Below are 12439 nucleotides of genomic sequence, written 5' to 3' on the forward strand. Positions count from 1 at the left end.
TTGTATTTTTATATAAATGAAACCCGGGATCAGTTTGAAAAAAGGTTCAATCATATATCATTTGCTGTTCTGGCTATTTGCCTATGTATGCTGGATCTTTGTTTTCAGGAACAGCACGCTGGTGCTTACCCATGCCATTACTATTCAGTTTTGTTATTTACTATTCATCGCTGCCAATTACTACTTTAATACCTTATATAACATTCCTCAGCTGCTCAATAAAAAGAAGTACCTGGAGTTTGGAGGATTGTTTATACTGGCAATAGTAATATCAGCAGTAGTAAGAGTTCCTGTTTCAATGCTGGTTACCATTTATGTTTTTAAAGTGTCAGGGGCGCCATTCAATTATCTTGCTATTTTTTATAATTCATTCGTCAACATTCTTTTTTGGGTGGTCTTAATTCTGGCCGGTAAAATGATTGCCGAAAAGATCCGGTCTGAGATTTACATTGAGAAAATTGAAAAAGAAAAGGCAGCCAATGAACTTAATTATTTGCGGGCGCAGTTTAATCCACATTTCCTGTTTAATTCTATTAATTCCATTTACGGCCATATCGATAAGTCGAATAAACTGGCCAGGGAAATGCTGCTGAGTTTTTCTGAAATGCTTCGCTACCAGTTATACGAGTGCAATGTTGAACAAATTGAACTAACGAGGGAACTTAATTATATAAAGAACTATATCGAGCTTCAGAAAAGCCGGATCGACGAACGTATAAAGGTGTTGTTTTGTGATGGTCAAATTGGTGGTAATTTAAAAATTGCGCCCCTGCTCCTGATTACGTTTATTGAAAATGCCTTTAAATACGTAGGTTTTAATGAGGGCAGGGATAATTATATCAACATAAGTTTAACCCATAACAACGGGATGCTCATTTTTAAAGCTTCAAACTCAAAAGATGGCTGTATTAACCGGGTTGAAAATTCTTCGGGATTGGGAGTGGCAAACGCCAAAAGATTACTGGAGCTGATATATCCCGATAAACATCTCCTGCAGATCGATGAGCAGGAGGATAGCTATGAAGTCACTTTAACCCTGATTGATGTATGAAATTAAAATGCCTGATCATTGATGATGAACCAATAGCCCGCAAATTATTGCAGGAATATATAGAAGAAACTGACTTTTTGGAGTTGGTTGGCGTAGCGGAACATCCGTTAAAAGCTGCCGGACTAATCAACAGCACCGAAGTTGATCTGATCTTCCTGGATATTAATATGCCCAAAATGAGCGGGCTTGATTTCTTACGATCGGCGCCTAATTTACCTATGGTAATTCTTACTACGGCATATGGCCAGTACGCGCTGGATGGTTTTGAGCTGGCGGTAGTTGATTACCTGGTAAAACCTTTTTCTTTGGAACGCTTTTTAAAAGCAGGCATGAAGGCCTTTGAATTGAAACAATTGAAGGAAGGTAAATCAACCAACCCAAAGCCGGAGGCCGACCATTTCTTTGTTAAATGCGAAGGGAAAATTGAAAAGGTAATGTATGATGAACTGATCTATTTAGAGGCCCTGGTAAATTATGTGGTCCTTCATACCGTTACCAATAAAATGGTCGTATACCTCACCATTAAAGGTGTACTGGAAAAGCTTCCGGCCGATCAGTTTGTGCAGGTACATAAAAGCTATATTGTAAATATGGGAAAGATAAATACCATTGAAGGAAATATGCTGCATCTGGGGAATACCAAAATCACGATGGGCCTGAATTATACAGAGCGGGTAATGGAGCGGGTCTTAAAAAACAAGTTTATCAAAAGATAAATAGTTCGGTTTGCAGAAAGTTAGAATTTTTACTAAAAGGGGCCGGATGTCTATCCGGCCCCTCATTTTTTTACTGTTTTATAAAAACATAAGGATCTTCTTCCACAAAATCACTTTCTTTGGTTTCGATGGATATTACTTTGTTGCCACTTATCTTAAATTGAATAGAGAAGATGCCGTATTCAATATTGTCATATTGCAGCAGCCATTCATTTGAATCCATATACGAAAGGGTAGCCGTCAAATTCGCATGGCTGTTGAATTTTACCGCCAGGTTCTTTTTATCAGCCGCCGGTTTAATATCCAGTGAACCGTATAATTCGTTTGTATAATGTCCCGTATAAGCAGAGAGGGGCAGCGATGGCGCTGTGCCTTTTACCCGGGCCTGCCAGCCGTGAATGGTTTTCAACGTATCGGCCATGGTACTATTGAAATCTGCCAGGTATTTTTTGCTTCTGTTCTGGTAAGGCATACCCGTATAAGCATCCAGCACCTGGGCCCGCAGGGCGCCATACAAACTCTGGTTATCGTTGTTGGTAAGCACCGCAATTCCCAGTCTTTCTTCAGGCACAAAGCATACAACGCTTACCATACCGGCAGCGCCTCCAGTATGCCAGTAAACCTGCCGGCCGTTGTAATCGCCCGCTATAAGGCCTAATGCATATCCTGCAAAGTGCGAAGGAACAACTGATGATTTCCGGCTTGCAATGGGGGTATTGATATCGCGGGTTGTTTGCAGCACACTAAATGGCATCACCCGTTTTCCTTCATAACGGCCGCTATCTAGTTGAAATAGCAGCCAGTGCGACATATCACTCACGTTGCTGATCAACGCTGCGGCGGGCGCCAGGTTATCCCAGTCGTCCCAGGGCACCTGCTTCAGCGTGCCGGTAAAACTGGTTGTATAAGGTTTTGACAGCAGGCGGGTATCAGTCAGGTTGTGAATGCTGGTATAGGTATGGTTCATTTGCAAAGGCGTAAGAATACTATCCTGTACATAGTTTTGCCACGACTTACCGGTTATTTTGGGAATTACTTCGCCGGCTGCTAAAAAGCAACTGTTGCAATAGCCGTAATGGTTACGAAAACCAGCCTCAGGTTTCATCAGCTTCATTTTTTGCATGATCTGTTGCGAAGTAAGCTGGCTGTTCCAATAGGTAAAGTCACCCTGGAAGGTTTTGGTTCCAATGCGATGGCAGAGCAGGTCGCGGACAGTTAATAAACTGGTGGTGGTGGGTTCATATAAGGTAAACCCGGGAAAGTATTTGGTGAATTTATCATCCAGCGATAGCTTTTTGTCATAGGCCAGCTGGCTAAGCGCAGTAGCTGTAAACAGTTTGGAGTTGCTGGCAATCATAAACAGGGTGTTCTCATCAACAGGCTGGCGGGTAGCCGTATCTGCCACCCCATAGCCCTTCATAAAAGCAACCTGCCCATCTTTTACGATTACAATGGCAAGCCCCGGTACATTCCAGTCTTTCATCCCCTGGCGGATGTAACCATCCAGGCTATCGGTAATAAAGGCGGGCGTTTGGCTGAATACGCATTGGCTGATGGTAGCCAGCACCAGCAGAGACAGTAGTTTTCGCATGATCGTAGTTAATTAGGCACCGAAAATAATGAAAATGAGGATATCGCATCTACCGGTATTTATAACACCATGAAAATCATGTAATCAATTTTCCACTGTAGGGGTTTTGATGTGCCCTCAAATTTGGTAACCGCGCCCATTAACCGCATTTTTACATCCCCTTCGCACTAAACTCTGCCCGTCGCACACAACCCCAGGGACTTCCAGGTAAGTCCATACATTTTTTGGTTAACCATTTAAATTGAAAACATGAAGAAAAATTCTAGCAGGTTGCTATTGGGCAACGTTAAAACAAAGCTATGCAGAACGATGTACTGCATGTTGATCGTATTACTCTCTTCTTTAATGTCACCGGCAGAAGCACAATTTAAAGTAGTGGGCTACCTGCCTACCTGGGCCGGTGCGGTAAGTAATGTTCAGTTCAGTAAATTAACCCACGTAAACTATGCCTTCCTGATTCCTACTTCCAACGGCGGGTATCAGCCTATTGAAGATGCGGCCAAGTTGCAAAGCCTGGTTTCTGCTGCACACGCCAATGGCGTAAAAGTACTGGTTTCAGTTGGTGGTGGAGGCGGCGGAGATGGTTTTCATGGAATAGTTGCCAGCTCTGCCAACCGCATCAACTTTGCCAACAATATGCTTGCTTTTGCCAACCAGTATAACCTGGATGGGATAGACATTGACTGGGAATACCCGGCTGATGGAACAGAGGCAAATAATTTTGTATTGATGATGCAACAGTTATCAACCACCATGCATAACAATGGCAAGTTGTGTACCATTGCGGTGATCGGTTTGTATGGCACCTCCATATTAAATGGCGTTTTTGATGCGGTAGATTATCTGACCATTATGGCTTATGATGATAATGAATACGAGCATTCTACTTACAACCTGGCCGTGCAATGTATGAATTACTGGCGGGGCAGGGGCGTACCGGCTGCCAAAGCTATTCTGGGCGTTCCTTTTTACTGCCACCCAACCTATGAAACCTACGCGCAATTGCTGGCCCAGGGCGCTGACCCTTATTCTGATACCTTCAATGGTAAAGGATATAATGGCATTACTACTATTAAAAATAAAACCAACCTGGCCTTCGATCAGGGCGGCGGCATTATGATGTGGGAACTCTCTGGTGATGTAAACAACCAGTATTCATTGGTATCGGCTATCCATGATGTGGTAGTAACCAGAACCGGTGGGGGTGGTAATCCTGTTACCACAGCGCCTATCGGCAAAACCATTTGGCTGCAGGGTAATAACGGATTGTATGTAAGTTCTGAAAATGGTACCCAGGCCATGAATTGTAACCGTACTACCCCTCAGGGCTGGGAACAGTTTTTAGTAGGGGATGCCGGCAATGGTAAGGTAACCCTGCAGAGCATGGGCAAATATGTGTCATCTGAAAACGGCACGCAGGCCATCACCTGCAACCGCGCCACCCCACAGGGTTGGGAGCAGTTTGACTGGGTAGTAAATGCCGACAATACCATCTCTTTGCGCGGTAGCAATGGATTGTATGTAAGTTCAGAAAATGGCGCGCAGGCGATGACCTGTACCCGCACCACCATTCAGGGCTGGGAAAAATTCAACTTTGGGATCATTTCAGGTGCAAGAATAGCAACCACAGCTATTGATAATGTTACAGCCAACACGCCGGGAGGCATGTATCCTAACCCGGTACAAAAAGGATCAGCATTGACTGTTGCGGTAAAACAATACAATGCCAATGCACCCGTACATGTAACGGTAATAGATCTTTCGGGTAAAACGCTGGCTCAAATTAATGGCAACACCGGTACTCTTAAAATTCCGGTGAAATATTTGCCAGGAACATACTTTGTGAAAATTGAAAATGCAGGTAAGAGTTATGTTCAAAAACTGATAGTGCAATAGGAAAGCGCTATATAAAATGAGAAGGGGTCGCTGGGTAAGCGGCCCCTTTTATTTAAACTTCATAAATCTCAATGGGTAGATTGTCCGGGTCATTAAAAAAGGTGAACTTCCTGCCGGTATACTCGTCAATCCGGATTGGTTCTACTATGATATTTTTTGACGTTAAAAATTCAACAGACTGCTCAATATCTTTCACGCCAAATGAAATATGCCTTAAGCCTGTTGCCTCGGGTCTTGTTGGCCGTTGAGGCGGATTGGGAAAGGAAAAAAGTTCAATTAAGTATTGCCCATTCAATGAAAGGTCCAGTTTATACGAGTCTCTTTCCTTACGGTATACTTCATTGTCAATGGTAAAACCCAGGATCTCTGTATAAAAACGCTTTGACTGCCCGTAGTCGGAACAGATGATGGCGACGTGATGTAAACTTTCAATTTTCATTTGTATTTGTTCAGCGGATAAAGATAATCATTCCATTTTTTCCTGAACTTTACCCTGTAATTTAATGTAAAATGAATACAGATTTTTTTGCTGTTATTTATAACCATCCGCTTCTCAAAAAAGAGGATTATGAGGCAATAGGGAACGCGCACACCAAACTTCAATTTCAGCAGGGAGCAATGTTGTTAGAGACAGGCAAAACGGCTAAAGAATTTTATGTTGTAGAGCATGGTTTATTAAGGTCTTTCCTTTTTGATTATAAGGGCATTGAAACAACCACAGAATTCTATTGCGGTAACGAAGTTCTGATTGAATCTTTTTCGTTATTTCATCGAATCGCGTCAAAAGAGAATTTTCAGGCGGTGACGGACGCAATTGTTTGGAAAATCGAATACGATAGATTTCAGGAACTTCTTCACAACATAGAAGGACTCAGGGAATGGGGAAGAACCTGGGCCACCAGTCAATTATTTATGCTGAAACAACGCTCAATAAATACCCTCACAATAAGTGCTACCGATAGATACTTAAGCCTTGTAAATGAAAGACCGGAAGTTATTAAACTATCTCCGCTAAAATATATTGCTTCTTACCTGGGCATAACCGACACCTCATTAAGCCGGATCCGCAGAGATATTTCTAACACCTGACATTTCTTGCCATATGGCAAGTGCATTTTTCTTTACTGCTATTAATTTTGATGTACCATCAACTTAAAAGGAAAATAATGAAAAATGTAATTAACTGGTTTGAAATTTATACATCAGACTTCAACAGGGCGAAACAATTCTACAAGGATGTATTCAAATGTGACCTGATTGATATTCCCATGAATAGCGACAGACATTCGCAAATGCAATATGCTTTATTTAGAAAAAATGAAAATAAATTTGATCTAAACGGGGCGCTGGTAAAAATTGATGAGGCGAAACCGGGAATTGGCGGCACCCTGGTCTACTTTGCTACTGAAGAAATTACAGCGGAACTGGGCCGGGTTGAAACCGCAGGAGGAAAGATTATCCGTCCGAAATTGGATCTTGGTGAATTCGGTTTCATCGCATTGATACAGGATACCGAAACAAATTTGATCGGGTTACGTTCTGAGAAGTAAGAATAGGTCCTGACAATTTCGGTAAGGGGGCGGTGGCCCCCTTACTTATATTCACTTTTCCCAATTTCTCATGGGTTATTAAAATTTATGAAATTCAACCTTGATATGGTGCTTGTCAGCAAAGGCCTTGCCCAGCTCCATCAGCTTATCGTATTTCTTGCCGAATGCCTCTTCATACAATTCGTTGAATTTGACAGCAGCCACCTTGATCGAATCATCCGGCACATGCGCATCCTTCATGGCGGCGATTGAAAGATAGCCGTTCTTTTCTTTATCGATCGTATAACCAAAAAGATCTTTGGATGCCTCGATCATCGGCTTTGTTTCCTCCGTTACTGAAAGCGCCTGTACATCGTTATACGCCTTTTCAGAATAAGCGATCCTGAATTTTACATGTTCCACATAAGATGACTGCACCATGGCTTTGCTTTTTTCATCATAAGCTTGCGGTGTTTCCTGGAGCATTTCATAGATCTCCTTACCGCCAAAGCGGCTGAGCGTGTTGGCATTTAATACAGCTACATCAAATGACTTTTCGGGTGTAGCACTGTTACAGGCTGCCAATGATAATACAATGCCAGCCGACAAAATAATTCCTGGTTTCATGTGTTTATTTTTTACCGGTTATAACTGCCTGTTAATTCCAGCTGTTACAGGTATCTTTTTTACCTTCTTTCTTCTATCATGCTGATCGTTTTCTCTATCGTCTCCTGTTTCTCTTTCACAAATCTCGTTTGCGGATAAAGCGTCAGTAATTCTTTCAGTAAAGTATAACCTTCTTCCGTTTTTCCGTCTTGCAGGTTTTTTGCCGCCTGCTGGTACAGAGCCACGGCCGCTTCCTGTGCCGGATCTTTTACCGGGAAATGTTTATAGGCAAAATCTTCCCACATTTCTGTAGTAAAGGGCCAGCGTTGTTGCAAGGCTTCTTTATTCATCTGTTTGGGCACATCGGGGTATTGTTTCCCTTTGAATTCGGGATCGAGCTGGCTCAGCTTGGTCAGTACACCAGCATACATAATACTGATCGCTTCAGACAGTTCGGGCGAAACAGGCAGCTTGTTCAACAGGGAGGTATAATCGTACCATTTTCTCCAGAAGGTTACCACCATGCGATCGCCGAGCGCATCGCCGGCCGGCAGTTGCTGGTAGCGGTTAGCCAGCATCAACAGGAAGGCGCCATACTGTTGCTGATCTTTAAAGATCGCTTTGGCCCAGGTGCCGCTTCCATTGCGGAACAGGTGCTCCAGCGCCAGGTATTGCAGGGTGTTCTGTGCAGGCAGTTCCGGCATTGGTGCGTTGAAGAGCTTTGCCGGCAGGTCGCCAGGTTCCAGCGCAAACACCAGCCGGGCTATTGGCCAGTTATTATAGGCGCAGCCCCAGCCGGCATATTCCCAGTCGTTCAGCGTGGCAGCGCTGCGTTTTGATTGTATATCGGGCACATGGTATACCATGTATTCATTGTAGCGCTCCTGCGTAAACAGGTCAGTCAGTTTATGACGATAGCTCAGGTCCAAGAAACCCATCTTCTCCAGGTAGCTGGCTACTTCGTACAGGGTACTGCTGTCCTGTCCGTACAGAATATAACGAAGGCTGATGTCTATCAACTCGGGTGTAACCAGTTTGCCTTCCCGCATAATACCGAGCACCAGTTGTATAAGCCCGGTAGATTTAGGCATGCGCAGCAGCATTCCATACAACTCTATCAACTCTGCTTTTTTGATGGTGCGGTTGTTCCAGGCGTCGGTGATCAGCGCTTTCATGCCCAGGAAACTGGCAGTACCGCTGTCGGTCATCAGGGCGTGTTTAAATGCCGCCAGGAAGGCGCCCGTTTGTTCGCTTTTCTCAGCATTCTTCAACAGCCAGTTAGCACCGGTAAGCTGAATCATCCAGGGCAGGGCTGTACGGATGGGGGCCTGGGTATCGGCCATTTTACCCAGCAGTTGTACCCAGTCTGCCAGGGGCGCCTGCGGATAGGAACCGATGTGCCGCAGGAGCAGGCGCATGAGTACAGGCGCCAGTTCTTCCCAATCGGTTTTCAGCGTCTTCAGCAGTTCGTAGCTGCGATCCAGTTCGTAAATATCTTTTGCCTGTTCCAGCAGTAATGCAAGGCAACGTTTAAAACCCGCATCGTCGGTATAGGAAAATGTTTTAAGGCGTTCGATTACCTGGTCTTTCAATGTATCGGGGTACCAGGGCCCTTCCATCACTTCACAAAACAGTTGCAGCAGGTCATGGCGGTTACTATCTGTGACCACTACCTGGCAAACCGCAGCTGCCAGTCTGGCTTTCAGCCAGTGGTCTGTTTCACCGAGTGCCAGCGTCGTAAGGATCGCTTCTGTTTGTGCCGATTTACGGCCGGTTTGCAGCAGTATATCAGCCAGGGCGCGGCGCAGGGCAATCAATGGTTCATTCCTGATCGCTGTGGCCAGTACGGGCTCCAGCTGATCCTGCCACTGCGCAAAGCGGTAAGCCAGCAATGGAATAGCGGCTTCACGCACATATGGATTGTTATCCTGCAATGCGCTGATGATCAGTTGAGGCACCTCACTGTTCTGCAGCATCGAAAGCAGGTTCATTTTTAAATTGGCCGAAGTGGTTTGTTGAAACAGGTTGGCAAAAAGTGGCTGCAGGTGCGCCAGGGCGGTGAGGCGGTCTGCTACCAACGCCAGCAGTTCCGGCTGATCGGGCATTTGCTGCAGGGCCTGGAACAGGTGGGTGAACACCTGTTCATCGATGTGTTTGCGCGTGCGCAGCAGGTTAATGATGGCGCCCTGTACCTTCCAGCTGCTATCCGTAGCCAACGCGGCGGTTATACCTGCCAGTACTTCGGTGGGCAGCGATGGAATGTTGGCCAGTTCCTGTACCGCTGTGAGCCGCAGCTGTTCGCGCTCGGCCGGATTGATAAAGAGCAGCAGCAGTTTTGCGTTATCGGGCAACGGCAGCGGCGCTACCAGCTTCAGCAGCGACTCTTTGCATGCGAGCGGCGCTACCGGAATATATCCATATAACGACTGAATGGTACCGGCTGTTTTAGGCACTGCATTATGCAGGCCGTGCAGGCTGGCCATCTGTACGTGGGTATCCAGGTCGTTGGTGAGCGTGAGCGCCAGTATTTCCTGTACTTCGGGGTTATGGGCAGCTATTGCTGCCAGTACGCCCGTTGCCAGGCGGCGCAGTTCCCGCTCTGGTTCCAGGCAGGCAATGCTGGCCATGGTATCTATGTAATCCTGGTGGTTACTGATGCGTGCGATGTCTATCCCGCAAAGCATTTGCAGCATAGCCAGTTTTACTTCTTTGCTGGCTTCATCACGGGTGGCGGCGGCCAGTTTGGCAATGCCTTCGTCTGATTCAAGAAACGGCCGCATGTCGGCCAGTGCCTGAAGACGGTCTGCCGTACTGCGCTCCGGTGATACAAGTATATCGAATAAGTTGATGTCTGTGGCCATTGAAATTCTGATTGTTGGAATGAATAGTATTAATCTGCAAAGCCGGGACCTTCCTCTGCCTCTTGCGTTGGTGGCGGTACCGTGGTACGTATCAGTCTGTCTGCGTCTACTCCCGCATTGCGGCAGGCTTCTTTAAACAGGCTGGCAAAGCTGGTGTCGTCGAGCATGGCGGCATGGTGTTCCAATACGCTTTTCAGCACCGCGGGTGCAGCCCGCCAGTTATTATTCACGGAGATGTATTGCAGATAGGGCATCATTCCATTTGCCGTTTGTTGCGCGGCAATGCGTTGTTTGAACTGGTTTTCCAGGTCGGCGCCATAGATGATGCGTAACAGTTCGTCGAACTGAATAAGATTCAGTCCATTCCTGTAGCCGCGTAATTCCAGCAATTGCCACAGCGCGGGTTGCAGCTCTGGCACAAACGGATAACTTTTAATGATCAGCAGGTAGTGGTACAACATGCCATTGTAACGCAGGTCGGCCTGCAACAGGTGACTGATGGCATAACGGATCAGGTCTTCGTCGATGCCAAAATTGGCGATCATAAATTCCAGGATATCCGCTTCCGAAATGTTCTGTGCATACAATGCATTGCCGTTGGCAGGGTTCATACAGGCGTACAACACTTTTTTGGCCATGTCGGGGTTCTCCTGAAAGTAAAACCAGATATGCGGGAAGATGCCATTCAGGTCGTTACTTACATCTGCTTTATGCAGCCATTGATCCCAGTCTATGCCGGCAGCGCCACTCTGCGAGATGGCTTTTTCCTGGGCCAGCGTAGCACTGCGTAAAATATCGCCATCTCTTTCATGATCGTTCAGGCGCACAAACACGGCGATGGTTTCCGCTGGCAGGTTGGGAATAACGCTGAGCTTGCGGGCCAGTCGCCGCCGCAGGTCAAGGCGAAGTTCGGGCTGCAGCAGGGCAGGGGCGACCTGTACTACTATGGGTACGTTCTCACGGGTTACCGGCATCATCAAGAGGCCCTGGATGGCCCATTCACGGATACCGGTGGCGGGAGAACGAAGTGATTTCAGATATAGTTCATGCCTGTCGCCCATGGTATTGCTGAGCGCTTTCAGTATAACGGCTTTGGCATCGTCGCGTTGTTCCTTTTCATAAGCCTGGATGAATTTCTCCTGCATAGCGGGGTTGGTTGGCACCAACCGGCCCAGGATGTCATAGATGGAAAGCGATACGCTGGCGTGCAGGTCCTGTTGCAACAGGTAGTACAGACCGTCTGTCAATTCAGGGCTCTGGCTGGTATGGGGCGCCAGGAACTGTAATAATTGCAGGGCCAGCTTTGTATCGGTTTCAGCACCCAGGCAATAATTCAGGTAACCCACTACTTCAGGTGTAAGACTGATACTGTAACCAAACACATGCAGGGCAGCTTCGCGAACGCGGGCGTCCTGGTCATTTTTCAGCGCATACATAATAGCGTCCAGCACGGCCACGCTTTTTACGCTGTGAACGGCCAGCAACAGAATGGCCCAGTGGCGAAAGCGTGGTTCCGGATCTATGCGAAGTATAACGCTCAGGGGCACTTCCGGTACAATGGAACGGTCTATACAATACCGCAGCACCAGTTCCTTAATGGCCGGTGGCGCCATGGGCTGCAGTAGCTGGGTGATCTGGTCTATTGTTAGTTTATCATGTAACAATAAACGCGCAATCACCAATCTTTTATCATCTGAATCTGTTTCGTGCAGGATGCTGTTAAAAAAAGCCAGATCCGTTTCGTCTGTTGTTTTAGGAATCAGCAGCCAGTTCAAAATACTGCGGCGGGTATCTGCATTGTTATGCTGCTGGTAGAAGGCGATCAGCGGTTGTTTGGCAGCAGGAAAAGAAAGCGACAATTTTCCCAGCAGCCATAATACGGTGTCACGGCCTTCATCCTGTTGCAGCACACTTACCAGCAGCTGCATAAAGGCGGCGGGATCAGGAATGGCCTGCAGGTTGCTGCCGGTAATGCGGTACAGCATATCGGCGCGTAAACGGGTGTCTGTTTCCGCTACTGCAATACTGATCCATTTATTAAGTACTTCGGCATCGTTGAGATAATGGCCGGCAGATGCCAGCAGGTTGTATTTGTTCTCTGTGTCCGACAGGGGAACCATATCGAGCAGCATCAGCGCCTGTTCGCGACTGCTGTTGCTGCGGGCCTTTATTGTTTCAGTAATTTGCAT

10 protein-coding genes are annotated in these 12439 nt (G+C 46.4%); 5 read left to right on the plus strand and 5 right to left on the minus strand.

From position 1 onward, the window contains the following. Positions 1-34: 34 nt before the first annotated feature. Together NIAKO_RS03130 and NIAKO_RS03135 are read left to right on the plus strand one after the other, a co-directional pair. Positions 35-1051, plus strand: coding sequence for a sensor histidine kinase (locus NIAKO_RS03130; RefSeq protein WP_165761346.1), 1017 nt, complete (start codon positions 35-37; stop codon positions 1049-1051). After that, a complete protein-coding gene (locus tag NIAKO_RS03135) occupies positions 1048-1767 on the plus strand; it encodes a LytR/AlgR family response regulator transcription factor (RefSeq protein ID WP_014216943.1) in 720 nt (239 codons plus the stop codon). The genes NIAKO_RS03130 and NIAKO_RS03135 overlap by 4 nt, the downstream gene beginning before the upstream one ends. Before the next feature lie 70 nt (positions 1768-1837). On the opposite strand, the gene NIAKO_RS03140 is transcribed toward NIAKO_RS03135, so the two are convergent. Next, on the minus strand, positions 1838-3358 hold the full coding sequence (locus tag NIAKO_RS03140) for a serine hydrolase (protein WP_014216944.1): 1521 nt from the start codon (positions 3356-3358) through the stop codon (positions 1838-1840). A gap of 249 nt (positions 3359-3607) precedes the next feature. On the opposite strand from NIAKO_RS03140, the gene NIAKO_RS36340 reads away from it, so the two are divergent. Next, on the plus strand, positions 3608-5254 hold the full coding sequence (locus NIAKO_RS36340) for a glycosyl hydrolase family 18 protein (RefSeq protein ID WP_014216945.1): 1647 nt from the start codon (positions 3608-3610) through the stop codon (positions 5252-5254). A 52-nt stretch (positions 5255-5306) separates the two neighbouring features. Here the strand turns inward: NIAKO_RS36340 and gloA2 are convergent, their stop codons facing one another. Further along, on the minus strand, positions 5307-5693 hold the full coding sequence (gene gloA2, locus NIAKO_RS03150; protein WP_014216946.1) for an SMU1112c/YaeR family gloxylase I-like metalloprotein: 387 nt from the start codon (positions 5691-5693) through the stop codon (positions 5307-5309). Positions 5694-5764: 71 nt separating this feature from the next. Here gloA2 and NIAKO_RS03155 point away from each other — a divergent pair, with 71 nt between their 5' ends. Together NIAKO_RS03155 and NIAKO_RS03160 are read left to right on the plus strand one after the other, a co-directional pair. Next, the gene (locus tag NIAKO_RS03155; RefSeq protein WP_014216947.1) at positions 5765-6343 is read left to right on the plus strand and encodes a Crp/Fnr family transcriptional regulator; all 579 of its coding nucleotides are present in this window, start codon (positions 5765-5767) and stop codon (positions 6341-6343) included. Between the two features lie 77 nt (positions 6344-6420). Further along, a complete protein-coding gene (locus NIAKO_RS03160) occupies positions 6421-6804 on the plus strand; it encodes a VOC family protein (RefSeq protein WP_014216948.1) in 384 nt (127 codons plus the stop codon). Positions 6805-6882: 78 nt separating this feature from the next. Here the strand turns inward: NIAKO_RS03160 and NIAKO_RS03165 are convergent, their stop codons facing one another. Genes NIAKO_RS03165 through NIAKO_RS03175 form a run of 3 tightly spaced genes read right to left on the minus strand, consistent with a single transcriptional unit; the run spans position 6883 to position 12439 of the window. Then, complete coding sequence (locus NIAKO_RS03165) at positions 6883-7410, minus strand: hypothetical protein (RefSeq protein WP_014216949.1); 528 nt, start codon at positions 7408-7410, stop codon at positions 6883-6885. A gap of 59 nt (positions 7411-7469) precedes the next feature. Continuing rightward, positions 7470-10250: a hypothetical protein gene (locus tag NIAKO_RS03170; protein ID WP_014216950.1), complete on the minus strand. Its 2781-nt coding sequence runs from the start codon at positions 10248-10250 to the stop codon at positions 7470-7472. 29 nt (positions 10251-10279) lie between these two features. Next, entirely contained in the window at positions 10280-12439 is a 2160-nt protein-coding gene (locus NIAKO_RS03175; RefSeq protein ID WP_014216951.1) for a HEAT repeat domain-containing protein, read from the minus strand.

Source organism: Niastella koreensis GR20-10 (assembly GCF_000246855.1).
Taxonomy (GTDB): Bacteria; Bacteroidota; Bacteroidia; order Chitinophagales; family Chitinophagaceae; genus Niastella; species Niastella koreensis.